Source organism: Kitasatospora xanthocidica (assembly GCF_014656195.1).
In the GTDB taxonomy this organism is placed as follows: domain Bacteria; phylum Actinomycetota; class Actinomycetes; order Streptomycetales; family Streptomycetaceae; genus Kitasatospora; species Kitasatospora xanthocidica.
This window is the reverse complement of the sequence record NZ_BNBY01000006.1, coordinates 87,131-105,582: the sequence shown is the minus strand read 5'-3', so window position 1 is coordinate 105,582 and position 18,452 is coordinate 87,131. Positions and strand designations below refer to the sequence as shown.

The following is an 18,452-nucleotide window of genomic DNA, read 5'->3' as shown; positions in this document are numbered from 1 at the left end:
TACGGTCAAGCCGAATTGCGACCCGTCACCCGATGGAGTGGCTTTGGCCAGCCGGGGCAACCGTCCGGCGGGCCGGGGTGTCGACAACGACGAAGGGAGGTGTGGCCCGTGACGGCAAACGTGCTGGAGCACCGGCGGGCGAAGGCCTTCGCCGAGGCGCTGGAGGCCCACCGGACGGAGCAACGCGGCACGGCCGACGCGGAGTCGGCCGACGCCGCCGGCACCGGCGCCGGTTCGGCCGCGATGGTCGAACTGGTCGGCCTGACCGACGCGCTGGGAGCGCTACCCGGACCGGTGCTGGACCAGGAGGTCCGGACGGTCCAACGCGCCCAGCTGATGGCCGCGTTCGAGCAGGCCTTCGCCGGCGGACCGGGGGCCGCGGTGCCCCGCCAGCGCCGCCACCGGGCGATCCGGACGGCGCCACGCGGCCGCTGGAGCCGCCGGTTCGCGATCGGCGGACTCGTCGCCGGGCTCGCCGTCGGCAGCCTGGCCGGTGCCGCCGCCGCGAGCACCGGCGCCGTCCCCGGGGACACGCTGTACGGGCTGAAGCGCGGACTGGAAGGCCTGCGGCTCGACTTCGCCGGCTCCGATTCCGAGCGCGGCGAACTGCTGCTGGACAACGCCGCCACCCGGCTCGGCGAGGCCAAGACCCTGGTCGGCCGCACCGGTCCGGCCGGCGGGCTCAGCCCGGGCACGGTCGAGCAGGTCCGGCGGGCCCTGGACGACATGCACGCCGACGCGCTCAAGGGCCGCGAGCTGCTGCGCTCGGTCTACCGCAGCAACGGCTCGCTCGACCCGATGCGCGCGCTGGCCGGCTTCGCCCACGACGAGGACGGCCGCTGGAGCGAGCTCCAGGGCAAGCTGCCCGTCCAGCTCACCCAGCAGGCCGACCTGGTGAACCAGCTCTTCGACGACATAAGCGAGGACGTCGCGCCCCTGCGGCTGGCCCAGCCCCCCGCCAAGAGCGGTGGCACGGGCGGCTCCGGGGCGGGCGACGGCTCGGCCGAGTCGACCGGCGGATCCCCCGCGGGTACCCCGGCCGACGGCTCCGGAGCGGGCCGGGGCAGCGGACCGGCCCCGGGCAGCGGCGCCACCGGCGGCAACCGCCCCGGTGCCACCGACCACGCCCCGGTCCTCCCCGGCACCGGCGCGACCGGCGGCAGCGGCGGCAAGGGCGGCGGCCTGCCGAGCACCCTGCCCACCAGCGCGCCGGACGCCGTCAACGGGCTGGTCGGCGACCTCACCAGCGGGCTCACCGGCACCAAGCCCTCGCCCAGCGCCGACGCGGCCCCGTCGCAGGCGCCGCAGCCGTCCGGCACGCCCGGCGTCCCGGAGGCGGACCGGCAGCAGGGCGTCGAGGTGCCCCCACTGGTCCCGGGCCTGCTGCCCGGGCTGCGGATCCTCGGCGGCTGACCGGGGTGTGCGCGGGGCCCGGCGGAGTGCGATATCCGCCGGGCCCTTCGCCTGCCCTGGGGCCCTGAGGCCCGAAGGTCAGAAGGTCAGAAGAACACCGAGCGCCGCTGCACCAGCAGCTGGTACAGCGAGTGCTGGATGGTCTCCCGCACCTCGTCGGCCAGGTCGAAGACCAGCATCGGGTCCTCCGCGGCCTCCGCCGGGTACGTGTCGGTGGCGATCGGCTCGCCGAAGCGGATCGTCCACTTGGTCGGCAGCGGCAGCATCCCGACCGGGCCCAGCCAGGGGAAGGTCGGCGTGATCGGCACGTACGGCAGGCCCAGCAGCCGGGCCAGCGTCCTCACGTTGCCGATCATCGGGTACGTCTCCTCCGCCCCGACGATCGAGCACGGCACGATCGGCACCCGCGCCCGCAGCGCCGAGGACACGAACCCGCCGCGGCCGAACCGCTGGAGCTTGTAGCGCTCGGAGAACGGCTTGCCGATGCCCTTGAAGCCCTCCGGCCAGACCCCGACCACCTCGCCGCGCTCCAGCAGCGCCTGCGCGTCCTCGTTGCAGGCCAGCGTGTGGCCGGCCTTGCGGGCCAGCTCGTTGATCCCGGGGAGCACGAAGACCAGGTCGGCGGCGAGCATCCGCAGGTGCCGCCGGTTCGGGTGGTGGTCGTGGATGACCACCTGGGTCATCAGCGCGTCCAGCGGGATCGTCCCGGAGTGGTTCGCGACGATCAGCGCACCGCCCTCGGCCGGGATGTTCTCCACGCCCTGCACGTCGATCCGGAAGTACTTCTCGGCCAGCGGGCGCAGCAGCGAGAGCAGCACCTCCTCAGTGAGCTCCCGGTCGAAGCCGAACTCGTCCACCTCGTAGTCCCCGGTGACCCGGCGGCGCAGGAAGGCCAGTCCCTCGGCGGCGCGGCCCTCCCAGCCCTTGCCGAACAGCCGGGTCGCGGCCGGGCCGAGCGGTCCGGACAGCGCCCCGCCGACGGCCCCGGCGAGCCGGTCGGCCAGGCCGGCGCCCTCGGGCGAGGTCCAGCTGGGGGCGGACTCGATCGGGATGACCTTGGCCCGGCCCGGCGCGTTCTCGGCTGCGGCACTCATCGCGGGTTCAGCTCCTCGGTCGGCGGGGGCGGTTCGGTACGGCGGCGGACCCTTCCGGGCCGAGCAGCGCGGCCAGCCGGTCGGTGACGGCGGCCAGCCGCTCGGGCGGCAGCAGGCCCGGCCCGCGGGCGGCGGCGAAGTCGGCGAAGGCCTCGGGGGTGGTGAAGGCCGGACGGTAGCCGAAGGTCTCGCGCAGCCGCGTGGTGTCCACCACCCGGCCGTGGGTGAGCAGCCGCAGCTGCTCCGGCGAGACGTCGACCAGCCGGGTCTGCCGGGCCAGCACGGCCATCCAGCTGACCGCGGGCAGCAGCAGCGGCAGGGTGGGCCGGCCGAGCCGTCGGGCGCACTGGGACAGCAGCAGGACGCCCTCGCCCGCCACGTTGAAGGTGCCGGTGTTGACGGTGCCCGGCTCGGGCTCGCCGGAGGCCCGGCAGAGCACGGCGACGGCGTCGTCCTCGTGGACGAACTGCAGCCGCGGGTCGTAGCCGAGGACGGTCGGCAGCACGGGCAGCGCGAAGTACTCGCTGAGCGGGGTGTCCGCGTCCGGGCCGACGATGTTGGCGAAGCGCAGCACCGTCACCGCGACGTCCGGGCGGCGCCGGGCGAAGCCGCGGACGTACCCCTCGACCTCCGACGCGTCCTTGGCGAAGCCGCCGCCGGGCGGGTCCTTGGGCTGGATCCGCTCGCTGAACACGGCCGGGTCGCGGGGCGCGGAACCGTAGACGCCGGTGGTGGACTTCACCACCAGCCGGCTCACCCCGGGCGCCTTCTGGCAGGCGCCGAGCAGCTGCATGGTGCCGATCACGTTGGACTCCTTCACCGCGGAGCGGTTGGTGGAGCCCAGGCCGGTGGCGCTGACGCTGAGGTGCACCACGGTGTCCACCCGGTGCTCGGCGAGCACCCGGGACAGCGCCGGGCGGCGCAGGTCGAGCTGGTGGAAGCGGTACGGGGCGGCCGGGCCGGCCGGTTCCTCGACCGGCAGCCGGGGCGGCTGCACGTCCACGCCGACGACCAGGTCCACCCCCGGACGGCGGCGGACCTCGGCGACGAAGCGGGCACCGAGATGGCGTGCCACGCCGGTGACGAGCACGACCACGCCCACGGTGCTGCACCCCATTCCCTCGGCCCGAGCGGCTTGCGTGCACCGTACCGCGCCACCCTGCCGGGCCGTGAAACGACACCGCCCGCCCGGCCACGGGGGCCGGACGGGCGGTGGAAGCGCTGGGCGCGCTGGGCGCGGCCGGGGGCGCTTACTTCTTGTTGCGACGCTGAACGCGAGTGCGCTTGAGAAGCTTGCGGTGCTTCTTCTTGGCCATACGCTTGCGACGCTTCTTGATGACAGAGCCCACGGAACAACCCTCGCTCACTGAGACTCTCGTCCGTGAGAGACGGAGTCCATACGACTGACGTGAGGGCCTAGCCTACCGTCCGCGTGGCCGGGGCCGTAATCGTGCCCCTCGCAACCGGGAAACTCAGGGGAAATCTCCGGCGAACCGGGGCGGATCCACGGCTGTGGACCGCCCCGGCCGACGGGGTGCTACGCGCTCTCGAGCCGCACGTAGGACTCCTTGAGGTACTCGTGCACCGCCTGCTGGGGCACCCGGAAGGACCGTCCGACCCGGATGGCCGGCAGTTCTCCGCTGTGCACCAGTCGGTACACCGTCATCTTGGACACCCGCATGACCGCGGCGACCTCCGCCACGGTCAGGAAGACGACTTCCTGCAGGGGACGCTCCACGGAACTCATGACCATCACCCGACCCTTACCCGTGTGCAAGGCACCGGCTTCCCCTCCGGTGACTCCACCGGCACACGTGTATCCCCAGAGTAGTTATGGGTGGTACCAGTGGGAAGAGGGGAAGTGCAGTCCTCGTACGGTGAGAGATAGGACTGTTGCAGTACGTAGCCGATCGGCGGATCGCACCGCCCCGCGTACGCACCGCCGTGCCGGACCCGGCCGGGGCGGGGCCGGAGCGGCCGGTCAGGCCAGCAGGCCGTGGTGGGGGAAGACCGCGCGGCGGCTGGCGAGGATGGCCTGATCGAGCCGGTCGGCCGGATCGTAACCCGCCTCGAAGTCGCGCCAGGCCGGGCGGGCGCCGTCGGTCATCCGCAGCGGGGCCGGGCGGCGGGTGCGGCGGTGGACCTCGGCGCGCCAGGGCTCCGGGGTCTCGGTGGCCGGGTCGACCGGCCGGCCGGCGGCGGTGGCGACCAGGTGGGTCCAGGAGCGCGGGACGACGTCCACCACCGCGTAGCCGCCCCCGCCGGTGGCCACCCAGCGGCCGCCGGTGTGCCGGTGGGCCAGGTCGTGCAGTTCCTCGGCGATCAGCCGCTGGGCGTCCACGGTGACGGCGAGGTGCGCGAGCGGGTCCTCCAGGTGGGTGTCGGCGCCGTGCTGGGTGACCAGGACCTGCGGCCGGAAGGCCGCCAGCAGGTCGGGCACCAGGGCGTGGAAGGCGCGCAGCCAGCCGGCGTCGCCGGTCCCCGCGGGCAGCGGCAGGTTGGCGGCGGAGCCGGGGGCGTCCGGGCCGCCGGTCTCCATCGGCCAGCCGGTCTGCGGGAAGAGCGTGGCGGGGTGCTCGTGCAGGGAGACCGTGAGCACCCGCGGGTCGTTCCAGAAGGCCTCCTGGACCCCGTCGCCGTGGTGGACGTCCACGTCGACGTAGGCGACCCGCTCGGCGCCGAGTTCGAGCAGCCGGGCGATGGCGAGCGCCGGGTCGTTGTAGATGCAGAAGCCGGAGGCCTTGCCGGGCATCGCGTGGTGCAGTCCGCCGGCGAAGTTGACCGCGTGCGGGGTCTCGCCGCGCCAGACCGCCTCGGCGGCGGCCACCGACTGGCCGGCGATCAGCGCGGAGGCCGAATGGACGGCGGGGAAGGCCCAGTTGTCGTCGGTGCCGAGGCCGTGCCGGGCGTCGGTCTGTTCGGGGTGGGCACCGGCGTGCTTCACCGCCTCGACGTACTCGCGGGTGTGCACCAGCCGGAGCGTGGAGTCGCCGGCCGGCGGCGCGGACCGCACGGTGACCCCGGGGCCGGCGTCCAGCCCGAGCGCCTCGACCAGGCGCATGGTGAGGGCGAGGCGGGTCGGGTCCATCGGGTGGCCGGGGCCGAAGTCGTAGGCGGTGACGGCCTCGTCCCAGAAGAGGTGCAGGCCGCAGGGGGTGTCACGCTCGGCTTCGGGCATGGCCTCCACCGTAGCGGGTGGGGGCGGACGGGCCGCCGCCAGGGCGCGCCCGGGGTCAACGGCGAGGCGCTATTGAGGCGGTACAGACAAAACCTTCACGACTCCCTATCGTCTCCGCCATGAAGCCATTCAGCGTGCAACGCCTTGGGGTAATTCTCGCTGCGATACTGGGACTTGGCCTGTTCTTCGCCGCCCAGCCGGCCTCCGCCGCGGGCAGCGGACCCGCTTTCGCCGTCGACAAGCCGACCGCGAGGGCCGGTGACCAGCTGACCCTGACGCTTTCCCTCACCAACACCGAGACCAGCGACATCTACTTCGCCTACGAGACCGTCTCGCCGACCTGGCCGGCCAATACGAGCGGGGCCTTCACCGTCACGGGCTGCACCGGGGACACGGTCGACTGCGTGATCAGCGGGAACAGCGCCAACTTCCACTTCAACGCGCCGATCGCGCCGGGCGCGACCAAGACCGTCACGCTCACCGTGAAGATCGCCGACACTCCGTCCTGGGGCGCCGGGCCCTACACGGTGAACTGGGCGACGTACGTCTACTACGAGTTCGGCCAGGTGGGCGGTCCGAGCGACGTCCGGGAGGGCGGCTCGCTCACCGGCCTGCCCGAGCTGCAGACCGTGATCAGCTGACCCCCGCCCCGCCTTCGGCCCCCGTCGTCACGTGACGGCGGGGGCCGACACCGGCGCCGGGGCGAAGCGGTCGGCCAGCGGCAGGACGGCCAGCACCAGCAGCATCGGGGCGAGCAGCGCCCAGCGGTACGAGCTCGCGTCGGCGATCGCGCCGACCAGCGGCGAACCGATCAGGAAGCCCACGTAGTTGAAGAGGTTCAGCCGGGCCACCGCGGCGTCCGAGTCGGCCGGGAAGAGCCGGCCGCCGGCCGCGAACACCTGCGGGATGATCGCGCAGATGCCGAAGCCGAGCACGGTGAACGCGGCGATGCCGGCCCAGGCGGCGGGCGCGACCGCGGCCAGCCCGAAGCCGAGCGCGGCCAGCGCGGCGCCGGCCCGGACCACCGGGACCGCGCCGAAGCGCTGCACCGCGCGGTCGCCCAGGGCGCGGCCGAGCAGCATCGCGCACATGTAGCCGAGGTAGGAGAGCTTGGCGAGGTCCTCCCGGCTGCCCAGGCCGTCGGTGAGGTACTTGACGCTGTAGTTGGAGACCGAGGCGTCCGCGATGTACGCGAAGGCCATCGCAAGGCAGAGCGGCAGCAGCGGCCGCCAGGGAACGGACCGGGCGGCGGCCTCGGCGGCCTCCCGGACGGCGTCGCCGAGTTCGGCGGGGCCGGCGAACCTGGTGCCGGTGAGCACCGCGAGCGGGGCGACCACCGCGGCGGCGGTGCCGAACAGCACCGGCAGCCCGAGGTCGTAGTGCGAGCCGAGACCCGCCAGGGCCGCGCCGACGATGCCGCCGAGGCTGAACGCGGCATGGAAACCGATCATGATCGAGCGGCCGTAGCGGTGCTGCAGGCCCACCCCGAGCATGTTCATGCTGGCGTCCAGCGCCCCCACCAGCAGCCCGAACGCGCCCAGCGCCAGCGCGAGTTGCCAGAGCGCGTCGCCGAGCCCGACGGCCGCCAGGCTGAGGCAGACGGCGGGCTGGACCACCCGCAGCACGGCCCGCGCGCCGGTGCGCTTCACCAGCCGCTCCGAGGCGATCGAGCCGGCCCCGGCCAGGACCGGCACAGCGGCCAGGAAGACCGGCAGCAGCCCGTCGCTCAGCCCGTACCGGTGCTGGATCTCCGGGATGCAGGTGACCAGCAGCGCGAAGGTGGTGCCCTGGAGCAGGAAGCTGACGGCGAGCGCGGCCCGCCCGACCCGAAGGCCGGGCGCCACCGGGGACGGGACGGGCTGCACGGACGGCGGGGCACTCACACGGACCTCCACACGGGTCTCCTGGCGACCTCGCTACCGGCCGGTAGGACGATGTTGGCGAGAGCGTAGGCGGTGCGCCGCGATTGCGGGAGGGGTCGCGCAGGGTCCGTCCGGTCCGGTCCCGGACGCCTCCCGGGCGAATTCCGGGCGTTCCGGGGTGTCCCGGGCGTGCCGGGGGGTGGCCGGGGCGTGCTGGGGGGTGGCCGGGGCGTGCCGGGGTGTGCTGGGGTGTGGCCGGGGCTACTTGCCGCCGGAGGCCAGCTCCCGGGAGCGGTCCCGGGCCGCCTCCAGGGCGCCCAGCAGCGCGGCCCGCACCCCGTGGTTCTCCAGCTCGCGGATGGCCGCGATGGTGGTGCCCGCCGGGGAGGTGACCGCCTCGCGCAGCTTCACCGGGTGCTCCCCGGAGTCCCGCAGCATCACCGAGGCGCCGATCGCCGACTGCACGATCAGGTCGTGCGCCACCTGACGGGGCAGACCCAGCAGGATGCCCGCGTCGGTCATCGCCTCGACCAGGAAGTAGAAGTACGCCGGTCCGGAGCCGGACAGCGCGGTGGCCGCGTCCTGCTGGGACTCCGGCAGCCGCAGCGCCTTGCCGACCGAGCTGAAGATCTCCTCCGCCCGCACCAGGTGCTCCTCGGTGGCGTGCGAGCCGCCGGAGATGACGCTCATCCCCTCGTCCACCAGGACCGGCGTGTTGGGCATCACCCGGACCACCGGGGTGCCCGCCGCCAGCCGCTCCTCGAACCAGGCGGTCGGGACACCGGCCGCGGCCGAGATCACCAGGCGGTCCGCGCTGACGTGCGGCGCCAGCTCCTCCAGCAGGGTGCCCATGTCCTGCGGCTTGACCGCCAGGATCAGGGTGTCGGCGAGCTTGGCCGCCTCGGCGTTGGAGGCCGCCACCACGCCGTACCGGGCCGCGAGTTCGGCCGCGCGCTCGGGACGGCGGGCGGTCACCAGGACGTCCGCCGGGTCCTTGCCGGCCCGCAGCAGACCGGAGAGCAGGGCCTCCCCGATCTTGCCGGTGCCCAGGAAGGCGATCTTCTGTCCGTGTGCCGCGCTGCTGCCCATGGTCCGCTCCTTGCCTCGGTACTGCGGCCATCCTCGCACCGCGCGGCGGCGCCCGGCGGGACCGTCCGGTCCGTGGTCGCGCGGCCCGGGGCGGCCGGTCGGCCCGTGGTCGCGCGGCCCGGGGCGGCCGGTCGGCCCGGCTTTCGACCCGCCGCCCCGGCGTTCGACCCGAGGCCGCCCCGGGTCCGCCCCGGATCCGCCCCTAGGGAGAAAACCAGGGGGTTCCCCTATGGCCTCCGGGCCCTGGCGGGCGCACCGTTGAGCCATGGCACACGACGACATGTCCCGACGTGAGAACCGGCAACTCGCCGTCGCCTCGGCGACCGTGGGACCGTGGCGAACCGCCGCGGGGGTCGGTGCGGTGGTGGGGGCGACATCCCTGGGGATCGAGGCGATCTCCGGGAGCTGGTCGCTGAGCATGCTGGCCGGTCCGGCCGGCTGGGCCCTGTTCTTCTTCTTCCTGGTCGGCACCGTCGGCGGGCAACTGCGCCGCGACACCGCCGACCGACGGCTGCGCCGGTGGGCGAACGACCACCCGTGGCAGTCGGCGCTGCCGGCGGCCGGCGGGCTGCTGGCCCTGAACACCCTGGCGCAGCTGTTCCTCGGCGACTCCAGTCTGTTCGGCGCCTTCTTCATCTCGCTGCTGCCCGCCGGTCTGCTGCTGGCGATCGCCGGGGTGGTGGGGTCGGTCAAGCAGGCGCGCGGCAAGTCCTGAGCCCGGCGCGGTTCCGGGACGAAGCGGGGCGAAGCGCCGCCCGACGGACACGAGTTCACCACGTGGTGTGCCCCTGATCGGCGCATCGTCACACCCCGTCGTCATACTGGCGCGATGCCGATAGCCGAAGATCCAGAACCGCGCCCCGACCGGGGCGGTGAACCGGGCGGGTCCGACCCGTCCGGGACGGGCGCGAAGGACCCGTTCGCCGACCTCGTCCTGGACGAGGAATTCGTCCGGGGCGCCGCCGTCAAGGAACAGAGCGGGCGCACCCGCATGCTGAGCGCCCGGTGGAAGCACACCCCGCCGGTCGACCCGGGCGGCCGCCGCTCGGTCAACGACGGCCCCGCGCCCAAGCGCCGCTTCGGCCGCAAGCCGAAGCCCCCGGTGTTCGACGCCTGGGGGAACGTGCGACCGCGCGCCTCGCGCTGGCGCACACCGCTCTACGTGGCGCTGACCGTCGCCGTGCTGCTCGCGGCGCTCAACATCGACGGGCTGCGCAGCTGGTACACGAGCCGCTTCGGCGGCTCCTCCGCCGCCCACACCCCCGTGCCGACCGTCGCCCCCGAGACGGCCAGGCCGACCACCGCGCCGCCGAAGGCCGACGAACAGCAGCCGACCGTCGCCCACCCCTGGGCCGGCTCCCCCGCCGAGGGCTGGCCGAACGGCGCCGAGGCCTTCGTCCTCCCCGAGGCACAGGCCACCGGCGTCTTCACGACCGCCCAGGTGGCCTCGCAACTGCAGTCCGTCAAGGACTACCTGATCGCCGCCAACCTGGACCCGGCCGTGGTCGCGGGCGGCCGGCCGGACGCCGCCCTGGCGCTGCTGGAGCGGCAGGACCAGGACGAGGCGAGGGCCGCACTGGAGCACCCGTCCAAGGAGAACGACCCGACCAACTTGTTCAGCCGGTTCGACCCGCGCGACGCGATCCCGGTGGTCGACACGGTCAAGGTCCAGGGCCGGATGACCTACGAGGGCGACGGGGACAAGGGCGTCCTGATCCACACCGACTTCAGCTTCGTGTACGCGCTGCGCCCCGGCCCGGAGGCCGCCAAGCGCGCCGCTGCGCCCCAGCCGACGACCCGTGCCCCGCAGCCGGCGAAGCCGGCCGCGCCGCAGGGCGGCGGCACTCCCCGGCCGGCCGGCCTGGTCGAGCGGACGGACGACGTGGCCGGGGACACCTGGACCACCCGGACGATCGTGCGGCGGGTCGACACGTTCCGCTTCTACGACCCGGGGCGCTACCAGGTCCAGCCGAAGAAGGTCGTCTACGCCAAGAGCCAGACGGACCCCGCCAACTCGGCCTGCGACGTCTACGACGGCTTCTTCCACCCGCAGTTCGACCAGTTCGCGCCGGTGCGGCAGGACACCCCCGGCTCCCGGCCGACCGGACCCGCCATCGACCCGTACGACCGCAGCAAGGACGTCGAGCAGACCGAGGGCTGCGGCACGATCAGCCGCAACTGACCGGTCAGCGCTTGCGCTTGGGCCGGCTCGGCGACTTTCCGTCGGGCCGGCCGCCGCGGCCCGCCTGGCGCTTCTCGTACTGGGCGACGGCCCGCTCGTACGAGGCTCGCCGCACCGCCTCGCCCGGGGCCTCGACCAGGCTGCGGGCGAAGTAGGCGGCCAGTGCGCCGGCGCTGCCGATGAGCCAGACCGCGCCGAGCGACTTGTCCTCGGCCATCCAGCCGGTCAGCTGGTCCCTGCCCTCGGTGAGCAGCTTCCAGGTGCGCCGGACGGACATCATCGAGCAGACCGCGATGGCGGCCGTCAGCAGCCCGTTGACGAAGGTGCCGTTCTCGGAGAGGGCGATGCCCTCCACGCCGAAGCGCAGCAGCAGCACCACGGCGGCGGTCGCCGCCAGGGAGCCGACCGCGACGGCGACCCGGCGCGGCCAGTAGCCGCCGTCCCGGTTCAGCCAGCTGGTGCCGAACCAGCGGATCGGCTGCGGCTCGGGGGCGCCGACGGGCCTGGGGGCGACGGGCCTGGGGGCGGGGGTGGGGGGCTGCTCGCTCACGCCGTCGATTATCACCCGGCCGGGCCGGGCGGCGGGGAGGAGCTGTCGGGGCGGGACGGCGGAGGAGCCGGTCAGGCGGGACGGCGGGGAGCCCGACCGCCCCGTACGGCGAGGAGCCGTCCCGGCCTGCGGGACGGCTCCTCGGTTTCCGGTCGCGGGGACCGGCTCGGTCTGGACAGGGGCGGACCGCTCTCAGCCGAGCTTGGTCACGTCCCGGACGGCGCCCTTGTCGGCCGAGGTCGCCATCGCCGCGTAGGCGCGCAGGGCCTGGCTGACCTGACGGACGCGGTTCTTCGGCCGGTAGCCGCCCGAGGCCTCCAGGGCGCGGCGGCGCTCGGCGAGGACCTCGTCCGGGACCTCCAGGGAGATCGTCCGGCCGGGGATGTCGATGGCGATGGTGTCGCCGTCCTCGACCAGGGCGATGGTGCCCCCGGAGGCCGCCTCCGGGGAGGCGTGGCCGATGGACAGGCCCGAGGTGCCGCCCGAGAAGCGGCCGTCGGTGACCAGCGCGCAGGCCTTGCCGAGGCCGCGGCCCTTGAGGAAGGAGGTCGGGTAGAGCATCTCCTGCATGCCCGGGCCGCCCTTGGGGCCCTCGTAGCGGATGACGACGACGTCGCCCTCCTTGATCCGCTTGGCCAGGATCGCCTCGACCGCGTCGTCCTGGGACTCGACCACGACGGCCGGTCCGCTGAAGGTCCAGATCGACTCGTCCACGCCGGCCGTCTTCACGATGCAGCCGTCCTCGGCGAGGTTGCCGTACAGCACGGCCAGGCCGCCCTCGACGGAGTACGCGTGCTCGACGCTGCGGATGCAGCCCCTGGCGGCGTCGGTGTCCAGCGACTCCCAGCGCTCGGACTGGGAGAACGCCTCGGCGGAGCGGACGCAGCCGGGGGCGGCGTGCCACAGTTCGAGGGCCTCGGCGGACGGCGAGCCGCCGCGCACGTCCCAGGTCTTGAGCCACTCGGCGAGCGAGTCGGAGTGCACGGTGTGCACGTCCTCGTTGAGCAGCCCGCCGCGGTAGAGCTCACCGAGGATGGCCGGGATGCCGCCGGCCCGGTGGACGTCCTCCATGTAGTACGAGCCGTTCGGCGCGACCTTGGACAGACAGGGCACCTTGCGGGAGATCGCGTCGATGGCCCGCTGGTCGAAGTCCAGCTCGGCCTCCTGGGCGGCGGCGAGCAGGTGCAGGATGGTGTTGGTCGAGCCGCCCATGGCGATGTCCAGGGCCATGGCGTTCTCGAAGGCCGCGCGGGTGGCGATCGCGCGCGGCAGCACGGAGGCGTCGTCCTGGCCGTAATGGCGGTTCGCGATCTCGACGACCGTCCGGCCGGCGTTCTCGTACAGCGCCCGGCGGGCGGTGTGGGTGGCGAGGACGGAGCCGTTGCCGGGCAGCGAGAGGCCGATGGCCTCGGTGAGGCAGTTCATCGAGTTGGCGGTGAACATGCCGGAGCACGAGCCGCAGGTCGGGCAGGCGTTCTCCTCGATGATCGCGATGTCCTCGTCGGAGACGTTCTCGTTGACGGCCTGCGAGATCGCGTCGACCAGGTCGAGCTTGCGCACGGTGCCGTCGACCAGGGTCGCCTTGCCGGCCTCCATCGGGCCGCCGGAGACGAAGACGGTCGGGATGTTGAGGCGCAGCGCGGCCATCAGCATGCCCGGGGTGATCTTGTCGCAGTTGGAGATGCAGATCAGGGCGTCCGCGCAGTGCGCGTTGACCATGTACTCGACCGAGTCGGCGATCAGGTCGCGCGAGGGCAGCGAGTAGAGCATGCCGGCGTGGCCCATCGCGATGCCGTCGTCCACCGCGATGGTGTTGAACTCGCGCGGGATGCCGCCCGCCTGCTTGATCGCCTCGGAGACGATCCGGCCGACCGGCTGCAGGTGGGTGTGGCCGGGGACGAACTCGGTGAAGGAGTTGGCGACCGCGATGATCGGCTTACCGAAGTCCTCGCGGGCTACGCCTGCCGCCCGGAGAAGCGCCCGGGCGCCTGCCATGTTGCGACCGTGGGTGACCGTACGGGACCTCAGCTCGGGCACTGTGCTCCACTCCTTCGGGCTCTCGCCGGCGCCCCGACGGTGGGAGGGTGCGGGGGCCGCTGTGGCTACCGAGCCTACGCCCGCCGTCCGGCCGGCGGACAGCACGTCCGCGATGCGGTCAGCGGGGCCGGACCCGTCATCGCGGTCGCTCTGGTCGGTTCGGTTCCTCCGGTCGGTTCGGCCGCTCCGGTCAGTTCGGTTGCTCCGGGTGCTCCGGGTGCTCGGGGTGTTCCGGGACGACCGCCACCGTGAGGTCCACCTTGAACGGCTCGACCACGACGCCGTCCGGGAACTCGGCGAGCATGGCCTCCCGCTCGGCGGCCAGCACCGGCGCCCGCTCCTCGGGGCTCAGCGAGGCCACGTACGAGCGCGAGGTGAGGTCGGTCAGCACGTGGTCGACGGTGACCCGCCGCTCCCAGTGCAGCACCGTCCGCTCCACCGCGAGACCGGCCGACGCGAAGTGGCCCACGTGACCGTCGATCCCGCGGTACCCGTGGTAGCGGCCGGGCAGGACGGCGGCCATCCGCCGGTCACGGGCCCGCACCCACGGCACGCCGTCGTCGTGCACGTTCCACCAGGCGGCGATCGCGCCGCCCGGCCGCAGCACCCGGAGCGCCTCGGGGACGGACCGCTCGGGACGGGTCCAGTGGAAGGCCTGGGCGTAGGCGACCAGGTCGACGGAACGGTCGTGGAAGGGCAGGTCGTCGCCGGTGCCGCGGACCAGCGGCACCGTGGGCGAGGAGGCCAGGAACCGGGCGGCCATGCCCGCGCTGGGCTCGACCCCGACGACCTCCGCGCCCCGGCCGGCCAGCAGCCGGGTGGCGATCCCGGTGCCCGCGCCGACGTCCAGGACCCGGGCGCCCCCGAGGCCGCGGCCCCACAGCCGCTCCAGCGCGTCGAACAGCTCGTCGGGGTAGCCGGGGCGGCCCCGCTCGTACTCGTCGGCCACCGCGCCGAAGCTGGCGGCGGCCTCCCGGTAGTCCCGCTCCTCCGTCATGTCCCCACCTCCGCGCGGCGGTTCGCACCCGAGGGGCTGGCGCCGACGGGTGGCCCGTGCGGCTCAGCGTACGCGCGAGGGAGTGGCCAGGTGCAAGCGCGTGAAGGCCAGCGCCTCGGCCAGGTCGGCCTCGCGTTCGGCGGGCGACGCGGACCGGCGGGTGTTGACCTCCAGCACGACGTGCCCGTCGAAGCCGGTACGGGCCAGGTGCTCCAGCAGCTCGGCGCAGGGCTGCTTGCCGCGCCCCGGGATCAGGTGCTCGTCCTTGCCCGAACCGCTGCCGTCGGCCAGGTGGACGTGGGCCAGCCGGTCCCCCATCCGCTCGACCATCTCAAAGGCGTCGATCCGGGAGGTGGCGACGTGCGAGAGGTCGATGGTGAAGTGCCGGTACTCCTCGTCGGTCACGTCCCAGCCGGGCGCGTACGCCAGCACCTCCCGGTCGCGGTAGCGCCACGGGTACATGTTCTCGACGGCGAAGCGGACCGCCGTCTCGCCCGCCATCCGGTTGATGCCCTCGACGAAGTCCCGGGCGTACTGGCGCTGCCAGCGGAACGGCGGATGGACGACGACCGCGCTCGCACCCAGCTTCTCCGCCGCCGCCCGGGCCCGGACCAGCTTCGTCCACGGGTCGGTCGTCCACACCCGCTGGGTGATCAGCAGACAGGGCGCGTGCACGGCCAGGATCGGCAGCTGGTGCGCGTCCGAGAGCCGGCGCAGGGCATCGACGTCCTGGCTGACCGGGTCGTTCCAGACCATCACCTCGACCCCGTCGTACCCCAGCTTGGCGGCCAGCTCGAAGGCGACGGCGGTGCTCGCCGGGTACACCGAGGCGGTCGACAGCACCACCTTGGTGTCGGGGATGTGCAGCGCCGGGTGCTGCGGCAGCACCAGCCGGTCGGTGGTGCGCAGCAGCGGCGGACGGGCCGCGTCCCGGCGGGCGGCCTTGACCGAGCGCACCGACTGGACGGCGGCCTTGGCGGCGCCGGCGGCCCGGGCGGTGCGGGTCTCCTTCGGCGCGGCCTTGGCGGCGGCCCGGCGGGGGGCGGGCTGCTGCTCGGCGGCTTCGGTGGTCTTGGTCGCCTTGGTCGCCTTGGTGGTCTTCGGGGTCCTGGAGGGCTTCGGGGTCTTGGCGGTCTTGGTGGTCTTGGTGGTCCTGGGGGCCGCCTTGGCGGCGTTGGAGCTCTTGGATGACCCGTCGGCCTGTGCGGCGGCGGTGCCCTCGGCCGCCTTGCCCGGCCGACGGCGCGGGCCGTCCGGCCGCGGCTGCCCGTCCCCGGGAGCGCGGCCCTCCCGCGTACCGTCCTCGCCCGCTGGATGCACCACGGGAGACAGCGTAAGCGGAGCGCGCTCCGAACGGGACGCCGTCTCGACGGCGCCCCGGCGTTGTCCCGACCCCGCCCCGACGTTGTCCCGGCGCCGCCCCGGCCCGTCCTGACCTCGTCGTCCTACGGGGTGAGCGCCGGTCGGCGCCGGTCGGCGGGGCTGTCCATGGCGTCCAGCCGGCGCAGGATGATGCCCTCGCGCAGGGCCCACGGGCAGACGTCCAGCTCTTCGAGGCCGAACAGGTCCATCGCGGCGTCGGCGACCAGCGCGCCGGCCAGCAGCTGCTTGGCGCGGCCTTCGGAGACCCCGGGGATCTGCGCCCGCTCGGCGACGGTCATCGTGGACAGCCGCGGCACCCACGCGGCCAGCCCGCTGCGGGTCAGCCGGCGGTCCGCGTACGGGCCCGCGTCGGCGGGGGCGGCGCCGGTCATCCGGGCCAGCTGCTTGAAGGTCTTGGAGGTGGCGACCGCGTGCTGCGGCGGACCGAGCCGGGCGATCTCGCCGACCACGGCGGCCATCTCGGCCCGGATGTGGCGTCTCAACCCGCGCAGCTCGTCCGGATCGGCGACGTCCCCGGCCAGCCAGCCGGCGGTCAGCCGCCCGGCGCCCAGCGGCAGCGAGCAGGCGACGTCCGGCTGCTCGTCCAGGCCGCAGGCGATCTCCAGGGAGCCGCCGCCGATGTCCAGGTTGAGCAGCCGGCCCGAGGACCAGCCGAACCAGCGGCGGACCGCCAGGAAGGTGAGCCGGGCCTCGTCCTGCCCGGACAGCACCCGCAGCTCGACGCCGGTCTCGGCCGCCACCCGGCGCAGCACCTCCTCGCCGTTGGCGGCCTCGCGCACGGCCGAGGTGGCGAACGGCAGGATGTCGACGACGCCCTTGTCCTCGGCGACCCGCAGTGAGGAGGCGATGTGGCCGACCAGCCGCTCGACGCCGGCCTCGCTTATCGCCCCGTTCTCGTCCAGCAGCTCGGCCAGACGCAGTTCGGCCTTGTGGGAGTACGCGGGCAGCGGGGCGGCGCCCGGATGGGCGTCCACCACGAGGAAGTGGACCGTGTTGGAACCTACGTCGAGAACACCGAGTCGCATAATCCTCCACGCTACGCGATCCGGGCCCGGGCGAGGGGGGTTGCGGCCCTGTTCGCGCTGGTCCGGGGGGCCGAGGGCGGGGCGGGTGGGGGTCGGTCCGGGACCGGTCCGGGAGGCCGATCCGGGGCCGGTCCGGTGCCGGTCCGGTGCCGGTCCGGTGCCGGTCGGGCGGCGCCGGGGCAGTCGGTGACCGGGTCGTCAGTGCCCGCGCGACCGGGCGCTCCGGCTCCTGATCTTGTTCCTACTCCGAGTGCTCCGAGGGCGTCCGGTCACAGCAGGCCGTCCCACAGCTGCTCCACGATGACGGCCCACCAGTTCTCGGGATCGGCGAAGACCGTACCGTCCAGCTCCACCAAGGCGCGCTGCAGGCCGTCCACCGCCCCGCCCGCGGCCACCGGGTCGAGCCCGCGCAGGGCGGGCCACCAGCCCGCGAAGACCTCCAGGCAGCGGACGAAAGCGCGCAGGTCGGCGTTGCAGTGGCGGGCGGTCGCGTAGTCCGGGTCCACCGCCCGGACGGTGCCGTCCAGCCGGTCGAGGACCACCAGCGCCCAGCCGTCCGTCCCCAGCACCAGCTGCTCGGCGAGGGCCAGGCGCTCGCGCTCGGCCACCCGGGCGCCCCGGCCGAGCGCGGCCAGGTGCGCGACCGCCGACGGCAGCACGGTGCCGGGGCGGGTGCCGTCCGCGACGGCCTCCGTACCGGGGTGGTGCAGTGCGAAGAACCCGGGCACGGCCGTCGGCACGCCGACCGTCAGCAGCAACGCTGCCTCGTCCCCCGACAGTTCGGCCCGCACCACGTCCGCCGGGTCGAAACGCCGCACGCCCGCCGGACCGAACCTCGCCGCGAGCCGCCCGGCCAACACGGCGTCCGGCGCGTCCGGCTCTCCGCGTACCGGGCGCGGGAAAGGCACCCGGTTGCGGACCGGACCGTCCGGCGGAGCGGGCAACGCCCGTACGGCGGCGGCCCGGTGGTCGAATCGCGGGCCGTACGGCAACTCGAAGTCGATCCGGGCGTCCGGCAGTTCGGCGGCCAGGGCGTGGGCCCAGTAGCCGCCGGGCAGGGCGCTCATCCGCAGGTCGGTCCGCACGGCCGACACGTCCTCGGCCGCCACCCCCTGCTCACGCAGCCACCACCAGCCGCGCAACGCCGGATGCGGCAGACCCGCCGCCGAACGCAGCGCCAGCGAACGCTCCTCGCCGGCGCCGTCCCGGTACGTCAGCTCGGCCCGGACCCCGCGACCGGTCGCGGGCGGCCGGGTCGGGTCGTACCCGCCCGCGCCGGCGAAGTCCCGGTACAGCCCGACCACTTCGTCCACGGGCACCGAGGGCCACACCGTGAACCGGCCGCTCTCCCGGTCCACCACGGCACACGCCGCCCCGACCTCCTCGGGCGCCCGGCGCTCCCCGGTCCGCGGATCCACCTCCACCCGCGCGGGCTCCGCCCACACCACCCACCCGAGCTCGAACTCGTGCGCACACACCCGCCGCACCACTCCGGAGCCCTGCGGCAGATCCCCATTGATCCACCGATGCCCCGCCTCCACCGCCTGCGCCCGCGAAACCACCCGGCAACCCCCGCCCCCGACGACACCCAACCCCACCGCGCCGCGACCCTACGCCCCCACCCGCCCGGCGCACGAAAAGT

17 protein-coding genes are annotated in these 18,452 nt (G+C 74.4%); 4 read left to right on the top strand and 13 right to left on the bottom strand.

Annotation, left to right across the window (positions count from 1 at the left end; all coding sequences use genetic code 11):
* The first annotated feature begins 108 nt into the window (after positions 1 to 108).
* Positions 109 to 1,413, top strand: a complete 1,305-nt coding sequence (locus IE332_RS12820) for a DUF5667 domain-containing protein (RefSeq protein ID WP_189915951.1) — start codon at positions 109 to 111, stop codon at positions 1,411 to 1,413.
* A gap of 86 nt (positions 1,414 to 1,499) precedes the next feature.
* Here IE332_RS12820 and IE332_RS12815 read toward each other — a convergent pair whose 3' ends face one another.
* The 5 genes from IE332_RS12815 to IE332_RS12795 all read right to left on the bottom strand — a co-directional run bounded on the left by IE332_RS12815 (position 1,500) and on the right by IE332_RS12795 (position 5,685).
* Positions 1,500 to 2,507 carry a lysophospholipid acyltransferase family protein gene (locus tag IE332_RS12815; protein WP_189915950.1) on the bottom strand — a complete coding sequence of 336 codons (1,008 nt, stop codon included), beginning with the start codon at positions 2,505 to 2,507 and terminating at the stop codon, positions 1,500 to 1,502.
* A gap of 7 nt (positions 2,508 to 2,514) precedes the next feature.
* Positions 2,515 to 3,609: an NAD-dependent epimerase/dehydratase family protein gene (locus IE332_RS12810; RefSeq protein ID WP_189915949.1), complete on the bottom strand. Its 1,095-nt coding sequence runs from the start codon at positions 3,607 to 3,609 to the stop codon at positions 2,515 to 2,517.
* A 148-nt stretch (positions 3,610 to 3,757) separates the two neighbouring features.
* Positions 3,758 to 3,856 (bottom strand): 30S ribosomal protein bS22, encoded by a 99-nt coding sequence (locus IE332_RS12805; RefSeq protein ID WP_003948845.1) that lies wholly within the window; start codon positions 3,854 to 3,856, stop codon positions 3,758 to 3,760.
* 188 nt (positions 3,857 to 4,044) lie between these two features.
* Positions 4,045 to 4,254, bottom strand: a complete 210-nt coding sequence (locus IE332_RS12800) for a helix-turn-helix domain-containing protein (protein WP_045699258.1) — start codon at positions 4,252 to 4,254, stop codon at positions 4,045 to 4,047.
* 234 nt (positions 4,255 to 4,488) lie between these two features.
* Entirely contained in the window at positions 4,489 to 5,685 is a 1,197-nt protein-coding gene (locus tag IE332_RS12795) for an acetoin utilization protein AcuC (RefSeq protein WP_189915948.1), read from the bottom strand.
* Between the two features lie 119 nt (positions 5,686 to 5,804).
* Between IE332_RS12795 and IE332_RS12790 the strand changes: the two genes are divergently transcribed.
* Positions 5,805 to 6,326: a hypothetical protein gene (locus IE332_RS12790; protein WP_189915947.1), complete on the top strand. Its 522-nt coding sequence runs from the start codon at positions 5,805 to 5,807 to the stop codon at positions 6,324 to 6,326.
* A 27-nt stretch (positions 6,327 to 6,353) separates the two neighbouring features.
* On the opposite strand, the gene IE332_RS12785 is transcribed toward IE332_RS12790, so the two are convergent.
* On the bottom strand, positions 6,354 to 7,568 hold the full coding sequence (locus IE332_RS12785) for an MFS transporter (protein WP_229928560.1): 1,215 nt from the start codon (positions 7,566 to 7,568) through the stop codon (positions 6,354 to 6,356).
* Positions 7,569 to 7,808: 240 nt separating this feature from the next.
* Entirely contained in the window at positions 7,809 to 8,636 is an 828-nt protein-coding gene (gene proC / locus IE332_RS12780) for a pyrroline-5-carboxylate reductase (RefSeq protein WP_189915946.1), read from the bottom strand.
* A 265-nt stretch (positions 8,637 to 8,901) separates the two neighbouring features.
* Between proC and IE332_RS12775 the strand changes: the two genes are divergently transcribed.
* Both IE332_RS12775 and IE332_RS12770 read left to right on the top strand, forming a co-directional pair.
* On the top strand, positions 8,902 to 9,351 hold the full coding sequence (locus IE332_RS12775; RefSeq protein ID WP_189915945.1) for a hypothetical protein: 450 nt from the start codon (positions 8,902 to 8,904) through the stop codon (positions 9,349 to 9,351).
* Between the two features lie 114 nt (positions 9,352 to 9,465).
* Entirely contained in the window at positions 9,466 to 10,818 is a 1,353-nt protein-coding gene (locus IE332_RS12770) for an SCO2583/SCO2584 N-terminal domain-containing protein (protein ID WP_189915944.1), read from the top strand.
* Between the two features lie 4 nt (positions 10,819 to 10,822).
* Here IE332_RS12770 and IE332_RS12765 read toward each other — a convergent pair whose 3' ends face one another.
* The 6 genes from IE332_RS12765 to IE332_RS12740 all read right to left on the bottom strand — a co-directional run bounded on the left by IE332_RS12765 (position 10,823) and on the right by IE332_RS12740 (position 18,351).
* A complete protein-coding gene (locus IE332_RS12765; RefSeq protein WP_189915943.1) occupies positions 10,823 to 11,368 on the bottom strand; it encodes a hypothetical protein in 546 nt (181 codons plus the stop codon).
* Between the two features lie 192 nt (positions 11,369 to 11,560).
* Positions 11,561 to 13,405, bottom strand: coding sequence for a dihydroxy-acid dehydratase (ilvD, locus tag IE332_RS12760; protein ID WP_189915942.1), 1,845 nt, complete (start codon positions 13,403 to 13,405; stop codon positions 11,561 to 11,563).
* Positions 13,406 to 13,595: 190 nt separating this feature from the next.
* On the bottom strand, positions 13,596 to 14,402 hold the full coding sequence (locus IE332_RS12755) for a class I SAM-dependent methyltransferase (RefSeq protein WP_189915941.1): 807 nt from the start codon (positions 14,400 to 14,402) through the stop codon (positions 13,596 to 13,598).
* A gap of 63 nt (positions 14,403 to 14,465) precedes the next feature.
* Positions 14,466 to 15,269 carry a sugar phosphate isomerase/epimerase family protein gene (locus IE332_RS12750; protein WP_189916220.1) on the bottom strand — a complete coding sequence of 268 codons (804 nt, stop codon included), beginning with the start codon at positions 15,267 to 15,269 and terminating at the stop codon, positions 14,466 to 14,468.
* A gap of 578 nt (positions 15,270 to 15,847) precedes the next feature.
* Entirely contained in the window at positions 15,848 to 16,810 is a 963-nt protein-coding gene (locus IE332_RS12745; protein WP_189915940.1) for a Ppx/GppA family phosphatase, read from the bottom strand.
* A 269-nt stretch (positions 16,811 to 17,079) separates the two neighbouring features.
* On the bottom strand, positions 17,080 to 18,351 hold the full coding sequence (locus IE332_RS12740; protein WP_505744298.1) for an SUKH-4 family immunity protein: 1,272 nt from the start codon (positions 18,349 to 18,351) through the stop codon (positions 17,080 to 17,082).
* Positions 18,352 to 18,452 lie beyond the last annotated feature (101 nt).